Origin of the sequence: Sphingobacterium sp. lm-10, from assembly GCF_023554555.1 — a bacterium.
Classification (GTDB): Bacteria; Bacteroidota; Bacteroidia; order Sphingobacteriales; family Sphingobacteriaceae; genus Sphingobacterium.
The window spans coordinates 773,698-789,989 of the sequence record NZ_JAMJWC010000002.1; the positions used below are offsets into that span (position 1 = coordinate 773,698).

A 16,292-nucleotide genomic window follows, 5' to 3' on the forward strand; every position below is an offset into this window, starting at 1 on the left:
AAGAAATAATAAACAAATTTGTATATTGATGGTCTCGTTGAAACATTTTTTGTCAAATCGAGTTAGCTATCTACAGAATATATTGTCCAAACACGTCATCTAAAGAGCTGTATATGTTTTTCTATTATTTCGGGGAGTATCTCCTTTTGTTGCAAAAAGTGTTTCGCAGACCGGAGAAATGGAAGATCTATCGGAAAGAGATTGCTCATGAAATGAACGAGATAGGAGTGGGATCGCTGGGACTTATCGTGATTATCTCGAGTTTTATCGGAGCCGTTATGACCATGCAGATTGCCTTTCAGCTCGCTTCTGATTTAATACCCACCTCTGTAATCGGGCAGATTAATCGAGACTCTAATATTTTGGAGCTTGGTCCCACGATTTCTGCGTTGGTGTTAATGGGAAAAGTGGGTTCTGCTATCTCTTCTCAAATAGGATCGATGCGCGTAACCGAGCAGATCGATGCCTTGGAAATTATGGGAATCAACGCGGCAGGATACCTGATCTTGCCTAAGATCGTAGCCGGTATTATCATGGTACCCGTATTGGTGACTATAGCTATTGTTTGTGCATTGGTAGGAGGTTTAATAGGTGGAGCACTTTCAGGTGCTGTTTCTCCTAACGATTACATTAGCGGGATCCGCGATTCATTTAACGGCTTCACTGTTTCGGTGGCGATGGTTAAGGCATTTGTTTTTGGCTTTATCATTACCTCAGTACCAGCCCACAAAGGTTTTCATGTAAGAGGGGGCGCTTTAGAGGTAGGTCAAGCTGGCACACGTGCCGTCGTTATTGGCTGTATAGCTATCCTTGCTTGTGATTATATGATCACTGCTTTAATGTTGTAATAACTATGATCGAAATTCAAAATATCAATAAATCTTTCGAAGATAACCATGTTCTGAAGGGAATAGATGCCATTTTCGAGCCTGGAAAAGTAAGTTTGATCATTGGCGGCTCGGGCTCAGGAAAGAGTACCTTATTAAAATGCATTGTGGGCTTACATGCTCCAGAAACAGGCAAGGTGTTTTTCGATAAGAAAGAGTTTACCAAGTTGAGTTTTGAAGATCGCGTACCCATCCGCAAGGAGATTGGGATGCTGTTTCAGAATTCTGCCTTGTTCGACTCTATGACGGTTGAACAAAATATTGTTTTCAGCTTAGATATGTTTACCAACATGAGCCAAGCGGAGAAAGTGGATCGTGCCAATTTTTGTTTAGAAAGAGTGAATCTTGCCGGGCGTAATAATTTGTATCCTGCAGAGCTCTCCGGCGGAATGAAAAAACGGGTGGGCATTGCTAGAGCAATTAGTATGAACCCGAAGTACTTATTTTGTGATGAACCTAATTCGGGACTGGATCCAGCGACGTCGATCTTAATAGATGAATTAATTCAAGAACTTACAGAAGAATATAACTGTACTACAGTAGTCGTTACGCACGACATGAACTCCGTGATGGGGATTGGTCAGTACATTCTGTTCCTTCATAAAGGAGAAAAGTTTTGGGAAGGTTCCAGTCAGGACATGTTGCAAGCAGATATACAAGAATTGAACGACTTTGTGTTTGCCAGTCCGCTCATGCGTGCGGCAAAAGAAAGTTTGTAATCCGCCAGATTATCACGATTGCATGATCGTGTTCATCCATGCTCTCCCTATGTTTTAATGTGTAGTTTCATGGTAATTGTCATATTGTATGACAATTATTCTTTGAAACAACAAGATAGATGGTTCTTCTAAATTGGGGTCAAGTCAGCCCCTTCCTTAATAGGAATTTCAGTTTATAAGTCTATTGCGTGACAAGTCACTAACTAATACTATAGCATACTCAGGCCCTCTCGCAGCGACGAAAGTGTGCCTATTCCGAATTTTTATTATATATACTATTTCTCGATGTGTAGTAAGTAATTCTCCTATCATAATAAGATATCATTTTACAATATATCATATCTGCTAAAAAAATATATCAATTTTTTCTCTATTTCGAATTTCATTTGGATTGTTGTTGAAAATATATTAATTTTAATGAAACTAAATAATGTGTAAGTGCTGTTAAATGGAGCTGCCCAACTTCGAAATGTGAATCGTGGGATGATATGATCTGATGGTACTTTCGAATGGTGGTAAATCGAGATACTAAATGAAAAAGGAGGCTTTTTGTGACGCCGTAGGGTGAGGATCTTGATCGCTCACTAAGTAATTTTTTGCTAAAGAGAGTTCTCTCATACTTGGGAGAATATTGCACACAACAGCGTCCGCAGATTTTTTGAAACAGATCTGTGGTAATATAGAATTATCTGGGTATGAAATGCACTACCCAAGCAAGGTCATCGACAACGTGTGAAATCTAAAATGAGCTAATGGTTAGTATATGAGAATAAAGCAAGCAAATTATTCCTCAGAACAATATGTACTTTTTCTAAATAGTGGTAATGAATTGGCTTTAGATTATTTCTACGCATGCTTCTATGAGGACCTCTATGCTGGGGCTAAAAGAACTACTGGGGATGCGTATACAAGCAGAACTTTTGTGCAGGAGGCATTTTTCCGTTTATGGCTCTTTCGTACGCGGATGAAAAGTATGCAAAATATCGAAAGCTTTCTTAAAGAGGAAATCAAAAGAGCAACGCGAGAATTTTATGGCAATCCTTCAGAACAGTTCCACCGCAGTTTCGTACAACTAGATGGAGTTCAGTGTGACGATCGTCTGTGGTACCTGAGGGAATACGAAGGTGAGCAGTCTCGATATACCCAGTGTCCCGAAGAGCGGTTACATATCAGAAAGATCAACGCGCTAATGCCCCATCTTCGTCAAGATCAGCAAACATTGATTCGATTGTGTTTGGAATACAGCTTCAATTATGATCGGATTGCAGATCATTTAGGAGGTAGATCTTCCCACGAAGTACAGAGCCGAGTGCAACAGGCGATAGCGCAAATCCGATCTGTTTTTGAGAATACGGAGAAACTACAGGTGTTAGATAAACACGTGATGGATGCGGACGCGACTTATTTAAACACAGAGGAAGCCTTAGTACTGCACTTACGTTGTGATCAGCAATTAACATTCACTGAAATCGCAACTGAGCTAAATATAGAGCTTGCTGTAGCGAATAATTTATTTGTCCGCGCCTATCGAAAATCCAAATTATCCACTTTTCAAAGTGCCTAATTCGTATAGATATGGCCAAAAGAAAAGTTATGCTAACGCGTAAGATTCAAATTCTCGTGGACGAAGCAGATCCGGAGAAGCGACGTGGACACCAAGAGAAATTAGAACAATGGCAGAATTTAGTATTTAAAGCGTCGAATATTGCGATTTCTCATCAGTTCATGCAGGAGCATCTCAAAGATATGCTGTACCTAAAAGACGAGGCAAAAGTTAAGTTAGTGGATTATAAGCAAGATCCAGAAGGTATTCTGACTACTTCTCGATTAAATACAACTTATCAGCTGCTGTCCAAACAGTTTAAAGGACAAATGCACTCCAATATTATTACCAACTTGAATACCTCCTTGTTCAAAGCATTTTGCGCGGATCGGCAGGCGTATTGGAGGGGCGATCAATCGCTTCGAAATTACCGCAAAAATATGCCCATCCCTTTTTCTGGGAATTTGCTTCGATGGCGTGACAATACCAATGAGCGCGATTTTAAATTTGTATTGTTTAAAATACCGTTTCGTACCTTCTTGGGTAGAGATAGAGGCCATAAAAAGAAGCTGATCCAGCAGATTAAAGAAGGTCAGATTAAAATAGCACAATGTGCGATTCGACGGGAAAAGTCAGGCTTATTCCTATTTCTTTGTTTTGAACAGCCATTAGATCAGGTAGTTTTGAGACAGAATGTGGTAGCAGAAGCCTCCTTGTCACTGGAGCACCCTGTGGTGCTTCAGATCGGCCATCATTTATATCGTATCGGCAATAAGGAAGAATTTCTGTACCGCCGATTGGCGATACAAGCAGCACGGCACCGCATAGCGTCTTCCTGTACCTATAATAATGGAGGGCATGGCAAGAAAAAGAAATTGAAACGATTGGATACATTTCAGGAAAAAGAAAGAAACTATGTGCAGAGCAAATTACATCTATATAGTCGCCAGCTCATCGACTTTTGTATCACGCATCAAGCAGGAACCCTGCTATTGGTCAATCAGACACATAAAAATTCCGTGGCGAAGGAGGATGCATTTCTGCTTCGTAATTGGGGTTACTACGGACTAACAGAAATGATTCGTTACAAAGCAGAACTGGCAGGGATACACCTGATTGTGGAATAGCAGGCAGGAAGCACTTGGGATGATTCGTAAATTGTTATCTTTGCGCAACAAAAGATACAATAATTTTGACGACAACCACAGATATACAGCTGCTTACGCCAAAACATTGGAAAGACTATGAGCTGATCGATTGCGGAGATTTCGAAAAAATCGAACGTTTCGGTGATATGATCTTGATTCGCCCGGAGCCACAAGCTGTCTGGCCAAAAAGTTTATCCGCTGCCGAATGGGAAAAACGATATCATATCAAATTCAAGGGAAGATCTGCAACCAGTGGAGAATGGCTTAAAAAAAGTCCTAAAACACCTGATAGGTGGCATATTACCTACCGTAATGAATTGGTAGAAATTCGTTTTCGACTAGGGCTTACCTCCTTCAAGCACGTGGGGATCTTTCCGGAGCAGGCCGTAAACTGGGATTATATTTCCGAATCGGTAAAAGCCATAAAAAATCCGAGACCAAAATTTTTGAACTTGTTTGCCTACACAGGTGGTGCTTCATTGATAGCACGCGCTGCTGGAGCAGACGTTACGCATGTGGATTCCATCAAACAAGTCGTGACCTGGGCTAATGAGAATCAGGAATTATCTGGGCTTCAGGATATCCGTTGGATGGTTGAAGATGCATTGAAATTTGTACAGCGCGAGCTGAAGAGAGGCAACACCTATCATGGTATCATTTTGGATCCTCCGGCGTACGGGCATGGTCCAAAAGGGGAGAAGTGGAAGCTGGAAGACAATATCCGTGATATGATGCGCGATGTGGTGCAGTTGCTGGATCCGGAAGAGCATTTTCTGATCTTGAATACCTATTCTCTGGGATTCTCTTCCGTCATTGTAGAAAATCTGATTCGTACATCGTTTCCAGCTGTACAGAATCTGGAAGTGGGTGAGCTGTATCTACAGGCTACTGCAGGCACCAAACTGCCATTGGGCGTATTCGGGAAATTCAGAAAATTTAAATAAAATAAAAGTTACGGAATCGCCTTAAGCGTTTCCGTAACTTGCTAAGAATTTCTTCAGCTTCGGAGCCACCACTGCTTGGCAATACTGGTTTTCCGGGTTGCGGTTGAAATAGTTCTGATGGTAATCCTCAGCCTTCCAAAAAGTCACCGCCGGTTCTACTGCTGTCACGATGGCATCTGAATATACGCCTTGGGAAGTCAATTCTTCTATAAATTGTACTGCTTGTAGATGCTGTTCTTCGCTGTGGTAGAACACTACGGAACGATATTGTGTACCTACATCCGCGCCCTGCCGATTTAATGTCGTTGGGTTATGCGTTCTAAAAAATATACCTAATAGATCGATAAAGGAAAGTTTCGTTTCATCAAAATCGATCTGAATCACTTCTACGTGCCCCGTGGCTCCTGAGCATACCTGTTCGTACGTAGGGTTTTCCCGTTGACCACCCATGTAGCCTGGTAAAACCGATACAATACCATCTAGCTGCTGAAATATAACCTCCGTACACCAGAAACAACCTCCTCCAAATGTCGCTAACATAATAGTATAATTTTATATGAAGTAAAAAATCGTGTGATTATGCTGAACAAGATCACGATACAAAGATACGGTACTAAAAGATATGTTTTCCCTTCTCGATGATGTCCTGCTGTTCATTATGACATACCGCAAACGAAAAGCCAGCTTGTAAAGCATAAGATCCATACTCTCCCTTCTTATTAAGCGCCAGAAATCCTACTTGGATCTCCTTTGCAATCTCGGGTTTCTTCTTGACGATGCGCTCCACCGCTTCTTTGCAGGCTGCTTCTGGCGAATGCCCTTGTCTCATCAATTCTACCACCAGAAAACTGCCGACCGTACGAATCACTTCTTCGCCTACACCCGTAGAGGTGGCCGCGCCCACTTCATTATCCACGTAAAGACCCGCTCCGATAATGGGGCTGTCTCCTACACGGCCACGCATTTTAAATGCCATGCCGCTGGTAGTACATGCGCCCGATAGGTTTCCTGCTGCATCTAAGGCCAACATACCGATGGTATCATGATTATACTGGTTGCCCGGCAATCTTTCGGTCTGAAACGATTTATTTTCAATATTGATGATCGGTTTATACTTTCTTTCTTTCAACCATTCTTGCCAAGCCTCCTTCGAAGAAGGAATCAGCAATTCCTCTCGTTCGAATCCTTTCTCTAGGGCAAATTGTAAGGCCCCTTCGCCCACGAGCATAACGTGTGGGGTATCTTCCATTACTTTGCGCGCTACAGAAATCGGATGTGCGATATGTTCCAATGCGGCGACTGATCCGCAATTTCCTTCCGCATCCATGATACAGGCGTCTAAGCTAACGTGGCCATCGCGATCAGGATAGCCGCCTTTACCCACGGTGGGATTAGAAAGATCGGCCTCCGCCACCTGTACGCCGGCTTCTACCGCGTCCAGTGCGGATCCGCCCGGCTGCAAGATTTTCCAGGCCGCTTGATTCGCAGCTACACCAAAATCCCAGGTCGATATCACGATTGGTTTTCTCGTCGCATTCGTTGGCGTATGAAAAGCAGGTAAAGAATTAGGAAGTGCGCTGACCGAAACGGCACCAATCATTGCCTTCTTTATAAAAACGCGTCTGGAATCTATCTTTTTATTCATTATGTTGTCCTTTTTCTGTGCCGATTTATTCGTATTTTAGCTTACGTCAAGTTCGGGTTTACGGCAGTTTATGCGTAGCCTTGGTTAAGTCTGTTTGCCATCGAATATCGCCGGGCTTAAAAGTAAATATTTGATCGCAAAAAAGGAAACATTCATCTCTGTCATGCACAACGCTTCGGCTCCAACCAATTGGATACATCATCATCAAGGTAAATTTCAGATACGGTATAGACCTTATACCTTACAGATGAATCATGTATTCACCGTAGCCTCATTTAGTCGAACTACCACACCAGTGGTGTTATTGGAACTGGATTTCGAAGGCTTTACCGGATACGGTGAAGCAGCGATGCCTCCTTATCTTGGTGAGTCTCAGGAAAGCGTGTTTGGCTTTCTTCAGCAGGTTGATTTATCTCGATTCTCTTCTCCATTTGAGACGGCGGATATACTCGCTTATGTCGATGCTTTAGCCCCCAATAATACCGCTGCCAAAGCTGCCATTGATATCGCGCTGCACGACCTCATAGGCAAGATCATGCAACAGCCTTTTTATAAAGTTTGGGGATTGGATAGCCAGAAGATTCCTCCAACATCCTTTACCATTGGCATCGATACAGAAGCGATGATTAGGCAGAAGGTAGCCGAAGCAGGGACTTATCGTATGCTGAAGGTGAAACTGGGTTTGGAAACCGACAAGATGATTATTGAAACCATCCGATCGGTCACCGACGTGCCACTTTGTGCCGATGTCAACCAGGGATGGAAAGACAAATACCTCGCGCTGGATATGGCCGGTTGGTTGGCAGAAAGGAACGTGGTTTTTCTGGAACAGCCTATGCCGAAAGACCAAGCGGAAGATAATGCCTGGCTCACCGCACGATCACCTATTCCTACGATTGCAGATGAAGCATGTCAGCGTTTGGCCGACGTTCCTGCATTGCGAGGGATATATAGCGGCATTAACATCAAACTAATGAAATGTACGGGCATGCGTGAAGCAAAACAAATGGCAGAGTTGGCACGTGCCCTGGATATGAAGGTCATGTTGGGTTGTATGACCGAAACCTCTTGTGCGATTTCCGCAGCAGCGCAATTAGCACCGCTAGCCGATTGGGCAGACTTGGATGGCGCTTTGCTTATTGGCAATGATCTCTTTGATGGCATGAAAGTGCATGATGGTCTATGTCATCTGCCCGAACGCCCAGGCATCGGCGTGATAAAAAAGGGAGATTAATGGGATTGCACTAATTTTCTTATTTTTGTATTCCGACCACCGCACACCCCATTTTACAACATATAGATACACATGAGCACATATAACGAAGATAGTATACGATCACTAGACTGGAAAGAGCATATTAGGCTTCGCCCAGGGATGTATATCGGTAAGTTGGGCGATGGCTCTGCCTATGATGATGGCATCTATGTGTTATTAAAAGAGGTGATGGATAATTGCATCGATGAGTTTGTGATGGGCGCTGGCCGCTCCATCGATATCACGGTGAATGAAAATAAAGTATCTATCAGAGATTACGGCCGTGGTATTCCAATCGGTTCCGTGGTCGATGTGGTATCCAAAATCAATACGGGTGGTAAATACGATAGCAAAGCATTTCAAAAATCGGTGGGATTAAACGGGGTGGGTACAAAGGCGGTCAACGCCTTATCGACACAATTTACGGTGCAGTCCTATCGGCAGAATGTCACGCGCATCGCTCAATTTTCGCAGGGGGAACTGGTATCTGACGAGAAGAAGGATACCACACAGCGAAACGGAACTTCGGTTACGTTTTATCCAGATAACAACATTTTTAGGAACTATAAGTACCGCATGGAATTTGTAGAGAACATGATCTGGAATTATGTTTTCTTAAATTCTGGCTTGACGATCAATTTCAACGGACAAAAATTCATCTCTGAGAATGGTCTGAAAGACTTGCTGGAACGCAACGTAGAAACCGAGTCGATGCGCTACGGCATCATCCATCTTCGTGGAGAAGATATTGAGATTGCGCTTACGCATGGTCAGCAATATGGCGAAGAATATTATTCTTTCGTCAATGGCCAACATACTACCCAGGGTGGTACTCATCAAGCGGCTTTTCGCGAGGCCGTAGTCAAAACCATTCGGGAGTTTTATAAGAAAGATTACGATGCCTCGGATATTCGTGCCTCTATTATCGGTGCGATTGCCATCAAGGTGCAAGAACCGGTTTTTGAATCGCAGACGAAAACAAAATTAGGCTCCCAGAATATTGGACCCGAAGGGCCGAGTGTGCGTACGTTTATCAATGACTTTTTGAAAAAGGCACTGGATGATTACTTGCACCGTAACCCCGAAACCGCAGATGCCCTTCAAAAAAGAATTTTGCAGTCGGAACGCGAACGTAAGGATATTGCGGGGATTAAAAAGTTGGCGAATGAGCGCGCCAAAAAAGCATCTGTTCATAACCGCAAATTAAGAGACTGTAAACTGCATTTTTCCGATAAGCACGAGCGCAATCAGGAAACTACGTTGTTTATTACCGAAGGAGATTCTGCCAGTGGCTCGATCACGAAATCGCGCGATGTGATGACACAAGCGGTGTTCAGCTTGAAAGGAAAGCCCCTCAATTCCTACGGGATGTCTAAGAAGATCGTTTACGAGAACGAAGAGTTTAACCTATTGCAGCACGCCCTCAATATTGAGGATGGATTGGATGGCCTGCGCTACAATAATATTGTAGTGGCTACTGATGCCGACGTGGATGGCATGCACATACGCTTGTTATTACTCACCTTTTTCCTGCAATTTTTCCCGGATCTTGTTAAATCCGGTCACGTTTCCATCTTGCAAACCCCACTGTTTCGGGTACGGAACAAGAAAGAAACGATTTATTGTTATTCCGAAGAAGAAAAGCAGCAAGCCATCAAGAAATTGGGAGGTAAGCCGGAGATCACCCGATTTAAAGGGTTGGGCGAAATATCACCATCAGAATTTGGGTTGTTTATCGGAAAAGATATGCGGCTGGACCCAGTCATCCTGTCCAAAGAAAATAAACTCAGCCATCTATTGGAGTACTATATGGGTAAGAATACGCCAGATCGACAAAAGCATATTGTCAACAATCTGCGCGTAGAATTGGATACAGAGGAAGAATTAACGAAAGCGGCTGTTTAAGAATCTACTGACGGCCGCGATACCGTTTTCAGATCGTGCTGTGCCCTGTCCTGAGATCACGCTATAGGACGCTTTTAGTTTATTTAGTTCTGTTTTCCATACTTCCAGAAAGTGTGGTCGATCTTCCGGAAAATCACGCAAAGGATCATCTTCCCAAGGTAAATCGATATCCATAATAAGATAGAAATCGTATTCGCGCCGCGCGATCTCACGCAATACTTCTTCGGGCGTATGGCCAAATAGGTGATCGCTCCAGATTTTAATGGTCATGATCGTGGTATCTGCGATAAGCAGATTGTCTTTTGCCAAAGGTATGAGCGATTCCTCTAAGGCGATCTGCCCGTAATACATGTTTAACTCGTCCTGTAGCGTATACTGATTATTAAGATGCTGACAGTAATAGCGTGCATATTCCGGAACACACACCGTATTCCAATGTTCGGCCAATTGTTTAGCCATCGTTGATTTGCCGGTAGATTCTGGGCCGACAACAGCAATTTTAAGGAGTTGAGGTGCGTGCATTTTCTAATGTAAAATAGGTGTTTTTCCAATCCCGATACCCTTTCCAGGCAATTCCAGCAAATATAACATATAATACCGCCGTCATAGCCAAATCCTTATGTAGATACAAGGGGATATAACAGATATTTACCGCAATCCAAATCATCCAGCTCTGTAATATCTTGCGGGTCATCAAGAGTTGTGCGCCAAAGCTCATCGCTGTACACATCCCATCTACGTAGGGCACGTCAGTATCCGTCCATCGCTGTAAGGCGAAGCCCAGACTGGCTCCTAAAATAATGATCGCCGCAATGGTAATTAAGCATTGGTTGAATGAAAGGGAACTGATTGGCTTGTCGGAGGAGAGATCGCGTTTTCGCCAATAATACCATCCGTAGATGGCTGTAAGTAAGAAATATACCTGAAGCATACTATCTCCGTACAGTCGATGTTGATAAAATATAACCAAATAGCAGGTCACGCTCAAGATGCTAATCGGCCAGTTCCAAATATGCTGTTTGGCGGCCAGATACACGCAGACCAAACCGGTGGCGGTGCCTATCCACTCCAGCCAAGTGGTATCTCTGAGTTGTTGGAGGAAATCGATAATAAGTGGAGACATGCTGGTATCGCTAAGCGGCAATAAAGATAATAAATATCCCTATATAGCCATTGATGATACCGCCTCTTGGTTTACTGAACCAACTTATTAGCGCAATTTGTGCTGGCGAAGGACTCTGGTTTGGCCTTAAACATAAAGCCCATTCCCATAATGTACCCCATAGCCTCTTTCAGTGCCGTGTTGGATTGAAAGTTCGGATTAGTATTGATATCGGCATGCACTTCCAGATCCACATGATATTGATCTAATAACGGACAAACCTGATAGGCAATGTCGATAGAATGCTGTACCTCAATCAACATACGTTCTTTGATCGTCATGGTGTGGTTTTTTCGGTCTTTGTGAATAAACATAAATCCACCACGGTGTTCTCGTAAAAAGACGATCACTGTCGCAAATTCGACAATTCCGCGCTTTACCTGAGAGTCAGTTCCGATGTAAATCTTCAATTTGTTTCCCAGTTGATGTTCACGAATAATGGTGTCTTCGACCGCTTGGAGGATGGGTACGTGGAGGGATTCTCCGTTGAATTTTTGCCAATTCATAGTAAAGAGATTACGTATTCCTAAATCTACGAAACTTGTATCTTATTTACTATTAAGGATTTATTAATTTTTTGATATTTGACCTTTCAATCTATCGCTAATCTTTGATCCCATAGGATAGGTCTCCTGCGTCGCCCAATCCGGGTACGATATACGCTTTGCTCGTCAGTTCCTTGTCGAGGTCTCCAATCCAGATCTTGGCTTCTGGCAAGAATGCCCGCACATGCTGTACACCTTCTTCAGAGGCAATCACCGTCGCGATATGCAGCTCGCGAATATTGTAGTCGGCCAGCAGTTCTTTACAGCAAAGAACCAGACTCTGCCCAGTGGCCAACATCGTATCTGCAACGATAACAATTTTATCATCCAGATCGGGGGTATTCTGATATTTTTTATGGATCTCAAATTCCCCGCTTTTTTTGGTATGCCTATAGGCACCGATAAAGCCACTATCCGCTTCATCAAAAGCATTTAAGAAGCCTTGGTGAAAAGGTAATCCTGCACGAATAATGGTGAGTAGTACCGGTTGTTCGGACAAGACATTGGTCTCCGCCAGACCCAATGGTGTATCTACCTCTGCGGGCTGATAGGGAAGCACCTTACTGATTTCGTACGCCATCATTTCACCAATGCGCTCTAGGTTACGACGAAAACGCATACGATCCTTCTGGATATCGGTATTTCTCAATTCCACCAAGTACTGGTTTACGAGACTATTTTGTTCTGTTAGGATCCTAATCATGTTTCTCTTGTCAGTTACGGAGTTAAACACACGGGATCTGGAATAGTTTAGAAAAACCCTTTTTACTGCATCTTGTTATCTTAATAATAATCGCTACATTGCTATCAAATGAAATTCGAATTAACATCAGAATACCAGCCTACCGGAGATCAGCCACAAGCTATTAAGGAGCTTGTACACGGCGTCAACAGCGGAGAAACGTATCAGACCTTGCTAGGGGTAACCGGTTCAGGAAAGACATTTACGGTAGCCAATGTCATTCAGCAAACACAAAAGCCTACACTGATATTGAGCCATAATAAGACGTTGGCCGCGCAATTGTATGGAGAGTTCAAGCAGTTCTTTCCGAACAATTCGGTGCAGTATTTTGTCAGTTATTACGATTATTATCAACCGGAAGCCTTTATAGCTTCCACTAGTACTTATATAGAGAAAGACCTTGCGATCAACGAAGAGATCGAAAAGCTGAGGCTAGCCACCACTTCGGCGCTCATGTCTGGCAGGCGTGATGTCATCGTCGTATCGTCCGTGTCCTGTATTTATGGTATGGGTAATCCAGAAGATTTCTCCCGCTCTATCTTTCGTTTTGGTGTGGGGATGACCGTATCGCGCAATGGCTTTTTGCACCGCTTGGTAGAGATTCTTTACGCACGTACGACGACGGATTTTAAGCGCGGAACATTTCGCGTAAAAGGCGATACGATAGATGTATATCCGGCTTACCTGGACAGCGCTTATCGGATCTCCTTCTTTGGCGATGAGATCGAAGAACTAAGTACCATAGATCCGGTGTCGGGGACCACCTTGGAAAAGCACGAAGAACTGGCGCTCTATCCAGCCAATCTTTTCGTGACGCCGAAAGAGAAATTCACAGAATCCATCTGGCAGATTCAGGAAGAGCTGATGCAACGTAAAGCCCAGTTGGAAGGAGACGGCATGTTGTTGGAAGCGAAACGTTTGGAAGAGCGTGTAAACTATGATCTGGAGATGATGCGTGAGCTCGGATATTGTTCAGGAATCGAGAATTATTCTCGTTTTTTTGATGGGCGTACAGCAGGTATGCGCCCCTTTTGTTTATTGGATTATTTTCCCAAAGATTATTTATTAGTGATCGATGAAAGCCATGTAACGTTGCCACAGGTACGCGCGATGTATGGCGGAGACCGTTCGCGTAAGATTTCGCTGGTAGAGCACGGGTTTCGTTTGCCTGCTGCGCTGGACAATCGACCGCTGAACTTTCCGGAATTTGAATCGCTCACCAATCAAACATTGTACGTGTCTGCTACGCCAGGCGATTACGAGTTGCAGCAAACGGAAGGTGTAGTTGTGGAACAAGTTATCCGGCCCACAGGCCTATTGGATCCGATTATCGAAGTGCGTCCCGCAGTCAATCAAGTCGATGATTTACTAGAACAAGTGGATAAAACCATCAAAGAAGGTGGAAGAATTCTGGTTACGACATTGACGAAACGTATGGCAGAGGAACTGACCAAGTACATGAATCGCCTGAATATTAAGGTGCGCTACATCCACTCGGAAGTGAAAACCTTGGAAAGGGTGGAGATCCTGCGCGGTTTGCGTTTGGGAGAATTTGATGTTTTGGTTGGGGTGAATCTATTGCGGGAAGGATTAGATCTTCCCGAAGTCACACTCGTGGCGATCTTAGATGCCGATAAGGAAGGTTTCTTACGTTCAGAAAGATCGTTAATACAAACGATTGGTCGTGCCGCACGTAATGATAAAGGTCGGGTAATTATGTATGCCGATCAGATGACGCAAAGTATGAATGTCACGATTGAGGAAACCAATCGCCGACGAGATAAGCAGATCGCCTACAACGTGAAGCATGGCATTACGCCGAGAACTGTCGGAAAGTCGCGCGAAGAGATTATCGAACAAACATCCGTAGCAGATCTTAAAGGAGGTGAAGCTAAAGCTTATGTAGAACCAGATGCAGGTACTATGGCAGCCGCAGATCCATTAATCGAATATATGGGAGAGAAGGATTTGAGCAAAGCCATAGAAACGGTACGCAAGCGCATGGAGAAAGCGGCCAAAAATATGGACTTTCTGGAAGCTGCAAAGCTGCGTGACGAAATGTTCACGTTGGAAAATGCGTATAAAGAACGCTTCGATTAGTGTAAACTTTATTATTCAGTGAGCCGGTAGGTTGCCGCGCACTTAGCAGTTTCCTCCACTTTACAGGCGATTAGTCTGGTGTTAGTGCCCGCCAGTTGGGTAGGTCCTACTACTTCCACCAGGTGCTGTGCAATGTTTTCAGCAGTTGGATTGAAAGGCACGATGACCAAACTCTCTCCGCTAAGAGCCTGTAATTGCGGAAGCAGCTCATCTTGTTCCCAGATAAGAAACTTATGATCGTACTGCTCTTCCAGCCATAGGCATAATTTTTCTTTGATCACCGAAAAGTCCAGTACACGCCCAATCTCATCTAGCTGATCACCAGCTACAACAAAGTGAATGCGGTAATTGTGTCCGTGTAAAAAACGGCACTTGCCTTCGTGTCCTACCACTCGATGGCCACAAGATATATCGTGATATCGCTCTGCTGTAATCATGCCGCAAAGATACAGAAATTTTAAGCACGGAGATACACTACCGGTTCGTCGGTTAGCGAATGAGTCTGGTCGGGAAATCGCTAACCTTTTCCAGCGTTAGTTGTTGCATCACCTGATACAGCTGTGCCTTAAATAGATTGATGGTATGATCTGCTCCTTCGTCGCCTAATGCACCAACACCATACATAAAAGGGCGCCCTATGAAGTTAAATTCAGAACCTACGGCATGTGCCCTTCCCAAGTCGACACCCGAGCGGATACCACCGTCCATCATGATTTTCAACTTGCCAGCATAATTGGGGTTGTTAGCCAATTTTATCAGGGAGATTAACGAAGATTCTCCCGCATCAATCTGCCGCCCGCCATGATTGGAGATGATTACTCCATCCACACCCAAGCTTATGGCACCTTCCATGTCTTCCTCGCTAGCGATGCCCTTCAACACTAATGGTCCAGGCCAAAGATCGCGAATGGCTTTCACCTTCTCCATATTGACCTTTCCTGTAAATGTTCTGTTCATGAATTGGCCTAGCTGACTAAGATCTAAGCCTTTTTCCATGTATGGCTTCAAGGTAGCGAAAGATGGAATCCCATGTTGTAATGTTTTGATACCCCATTCCGGGCAAAGCATTGCTTGGAATATATTTTCAATATTCATCTTTGGCGGCATGGAAAGCCCACTCTTAATTTCCCGATAACGCAAGCCAAACGAAGGCACATCCACCAGCACCACTAATACCGGGCAAGACACGGCTTTCAATCGATTGAGAATGTCGTCTCGCAGACGATCTTCCGTAGGATGGTACAGCTGAAACCAGGCTTTGCCATCAGATACTTCGGCAATGCGCTCAATGCTCGCGGTAGATACCGTACTCAGCGTATAGGGGATGTCGTGCTTTGCTGCGGCCTTTGCCAATATTTCTGGTGCATTTGGCCACATCAATCCTTGTAAGCCAATGGGTGAAATGCCAAATGGCGCACTGTAGGTACGGCCAAATAACTCTACTGACATATCAATATCTCCACCTGTTTTTAGATAGCGTGGCTTTAAGTAGATGTTGTCGAAATCCGACTCGTTCCGCTGAAGATTTAGCTCCTCGTTACAGCCTCCCTGTAAGTAGTCAAAAGCAAACTTTGGAATGCGCCACTTGGCACGTCGTTTCAAATCAGCTACCGAAGGATATTTTGGATTGTACGGGAAAAGCGGTTTCTTAATCATTACCTGAATATGGGAGTCTTAATGCTGTCTACAAATTTAAT

The 16,292-nt window shown here is 43.9% G+C and carries 16 protein-coding genes; 8 read left to right on the top strand and 8 right to left on the bottom strand.

Features of this window, described 5'->3' with window-relative positions; genetic code table 11:
• Positions 1–113: 113 nt before the first annotated feature.
• The 5 genes from M8998_RS13405 to M8998_RS13425 all read left to right on the top strand — a co-directional run bounded on the left by M8998_RS13405 (position 114) and on the right by M8998_RS13425 (position 5,241).
• Positions 114–848 (top strand): MlaE family ABC transporter permease, encoded by a 735-nt coding sequence (locus M8998_RS13405; RefSeq protein ID WP_249993690.1) that lies wholly within the window; start codon positions 114–116, stop codon positions 846–848.
• Positions 849–853: 5 nt separating this feature from the next.
• Entirely contained in the window at positions 854–1,606 is a 753-nt protein-coding gene (locus M8998_RS13410; protein WP_249993691.1) for an ABC transporter ATP-binding protein, read from the top strand.
• 763 nt (positions 1,607–2,369) lie between these two features.
• Entirely contained in the window at positions 2,370–3,170 is an 801-nt protein-coding gene (locus M8998_RS13415; RefSeq protein ID WP_249993692.1) for an RNA polymerase sigma factor, read from the top strand.
• Positions 3,171–3,181: 11 nt separating this feature from the next.
• Positions 3,182–4,276: a hypothetical protein gene (locus M8998_RS13420; RefSeq protein ID WP_249993694.1), complete on the top strand. Its 1,095-nt coding sequence runs from the start codon at positions 3,182–3,184 to the stop codon at positions 4,274–4,276.
• A 65-nt stretch (positions 4,277–4,341) separates the two neighbouring features.
• Entirely contained in the window at positions 4,342–5,241 is a 900-nt protein-coding gene (locus M8998_RS13425) for a class I SAM-dependent methyltransferase (RefSeq protein WP_284040448.1), read from the top strand.
• A gap of 21 nt (positions 5,242–5,262) precedes the next feature.
• On the opposite strand, the gene msrA is transcribed toward M8998_RS13425, so the two are convergent.
• Together msrA and M8998_RS13435 are read right to left on the bottom strand one after the other, a co-directional pair.
• On the bottom strand, positions 5,263–5,781 hold the full coding sequence (gene msrA, locus M8998_RS13430) for a peptide-methionine (S)-S-oxide reductase MsrA (protein WP_249993695.1): 519 nt from the start codon (positions 5,779–5,781) through the stop codon (positions 5,263–5,265).
• Positions 5,782–5,854: 73 nt separating this feature from the next.
• Entirely contained in the window at positions 5,855–6,886 is a 1,032-nt protein-coding gene (locus M8998_RS13435; protein ID WP_284040450.1) for a glycosylasparaginase, read from the bottom strand.
• Between the two features lie 130 nt (positions 6,887–7,016).
• Here M8998_RS13435 and M8998_RS13440 point away from each other — a divergent pair, with 130 nt between their 5' ends.
• On the top strand, positions 7,017–8,120 hold the full coding sequence (locus M8998_RS13440; RefSeq protein ID WP_249993697.1) for a dipeptide epimerase: 1,104 nt from the start codon (positions 7,017–7,019) through the stop codon (positions 8,118–8,120).
• A 72-nt stretch (positions 8,121–8,192) separates the two neighbouring features.
• The gene (locus M8998_RS13445) at positions 8,193–10,046 is read left to right on the top strand and encodes a DNA topoisomerase IV subunit B (protein ID WP_249993699.1); all 1,854 of its coding nucleotides are present in this window, start codon (positions 8,193–8,195) and stop codon (positions 10,044–10,046) included.
• Here M8998_RS13445 and M8998_RS13450 read toward each other — a convergent pair.
• The 4 genes from M8998_RS13450 to upp all read right to left on the bottom strand — a co-directional run bounded on the left by M8998_RS13450 (position 10,026) and on the right by upp (position 12,456).
• Positions 10,026–10,568 carry an AAA family ATPase gene (locus tag M8998_RS13450; RefSeq protein WP_249993700.1) on the bottom strand — a complete coding sequence of 181 codons (543 nt, stop codon included), beginning with the start codon at positions 10,566–10,568 and terminating at the stop codon, positions 10,026–10,028. The genes M8998_RS13445 and M8998_RS13450 overlap by 21 nt on opposite strands.
• The gene (gene pnuC, locus M8998_RS13455) at positions 10,546–11,169 is read right to left on the bottom strand and encodes a nicotinamide riboside transporter PnuC (protein ID WP_249993702.1); all 624 of its coding nucleotides are present in this window, start codon (positions 11,167–11,169) and stop codon (positions 10,546–10,548) included. The genes M8998_RS13450 and pnuC overlap by 23 nt, the downstream gene beginning before the upstream one ends.
• A 71-nt stretch (positions 11,170–11,240) precedes the next feature.
• A complete protein-coding gene (locus M8998_RS13460) occupies positions 11,241–11,714 on the bottom strand; it encodes a ribonuclease H-like YkuK family protein (protein WP_249993703.1) in 474 nt (157 codons plus the stop codon).
• A 97-nt stretch (positions 11,715–11,811) separates the two neighbouring features.
• Positions 11,812–12,456 carry a uracil phosphoribosyltransferase gene (upp, locus tag M8998_RS13465; protein WP_249993705.1) on the bottom strand — a complete coding sequence of 215 codons (645 nt, stop codon included), beginning with the start codon at positions 12,454–12,456 and terminating at the stop codon, positions 11,812–11,814.
• A gap of 108 nt (positions 12,457–12,564) precedes the next feature.
• Between upp and uvrB the strand changes: the two genes are divergently transcribed.
• Positions 12,565–14,595, top strand: coding sequence for an excinuclease ABC subunit UvrB (uvrB, locus tag M8998_RS13470; RefSeq protein ID WP_249993706.1), 2,031 nt, complete (start codon positions 12,565–12,567; stop codon positions 14,593–14,595).
• A gap of 11 nt (positions 14,596–14,606) precedes the next feature.
• Here uvrB and M8998_RS13475 read toward each other — a convergent pair whose 3' ends face one another.
• Both M8998_RS13475 and M8998_RS13480 read right to left on the bottom strand, forming a co-directional pair.
• Complete coding sequence (locus M8998_RS13475; RefSeq protein WP_249993707.1) at positions 14,607–15,032, bottom strand: 6-pyruvoyl trahydropterin synthase family protein; 426 nt, start codon at positions 15,030–15,032, stop codon at positions 14,607–14,609.
• 52 nt (positions 15,033–15,084) lie between these two features.
• Positions 15,085–16,251, bottom strand: a complete 1,167-nt coding sequence (locus M8998_RS13480; protein ID WP_249993709.1) for an alpha-hydroxy acid oxidase — start codon at positions 16,249–16,251, stop codon at positions 15,085–15,087.
• Positions 16,252–16,292: the final 41 nt, after the last annotated feature.

Excerpts from the sequence above, each read along its gene's own strand:
- M8998_RS13405 (WP_249993690.1), top strand. The coding sequence starts at position 114 with ATGTTTTTCTATTATTTCGGGGAGTATCTCCTTTTGTTGCAAAAAGTG.
- M8998_RS13410 (WP_249993691.1), top strand. The coding sequence starts at position 854 with ATGATCGAAATTCAAAATATCAATAAATCTTTCGAAGATAACCATGTT.
- M8998_RS13415 (WP_249993692.1), top strand. The coding sequence starts at position 2,370 with ATGAGAATAAAGCAAGCAAATTATTCCTCAGAACAATATGTACTTTTT.
- M8998_RS13420 (WP_249993694.1), top strand. The coding sequence starts at position 3,182 with ATGGCCAAAAGAAAAGTTATGCTAACGCGTAAGATTCAAATTCTCGTG.
- msrA (WP_249993695.1), bottom strand. The coding sequence starts at position 5,781 with ATGTTAGCGACATTTGGAGGAGGTTGTTTCTGGTGTACGGAGGTTATA.
- M8998_RS13435 (WP_284040450.1), bottom strand. The coding sequence starts at position 6,886 with ATGAATAAAAAGATAGATTCCAGACGCGTTTTTATAAAGAAGGCAATG.
- M8998_RS13445 (WP_249993699.1), top strand. The coding sequence starts at position 8,193 with ATGAGCACATATAACGAAGATAGTATACGATCACTAGACTGGAAAGAG.
- M8998_RS13450 (WP_249993700.1), bottom strand. The coding sequence starts at position 10,568 with ATGCACGCACCTCAACTCCTTAAAATTGCTGTTGTCGGCCCAGAATCT.
- pnuC (WP_249993702.1), bottom strand. The coding sequence starts at position 11,169 with ATGTCTCCACTTATTATCGATTTCCTCCAACAACTCAGAGATACCACT.
- M8998_RS13460 (WP_249993703.1), bottom strand. The coding sequence starts at position 11,714 with ATGAATTGGCAAAAATTCAACGGAGAATCCCTCCACGTACCCATCCTC.
- upp (WP_249993705.1), bottom strand. The coding sequence starts at position 12,456 with ATGATTAGGATCCTAACAGAACAAAATAGTCTCGTAAACCAGTACTTG.
- uvrB (WP_249993706.1), top strand. The coding sequence starts at position 12,565 with ATGAAATTCGAATTAACATCAGAATACCAGCCTACCGGAGATCAGCCA.
- M8998_RS13475 (WP_249993707.1), bottom strand. The coding sequence starts at position 15,032 with ATGATTACAGCAGAGCGATATCACGATATATCTTGTGGCCATCGAGTG.
- M8998_RS13480 (WP_249993709.1), bottom strand. The coding sequence starts at position 16,251 with ATGATTAAGAAACCGCTTTTCCCGTACAATCCAAAATATCCTTCGGTA.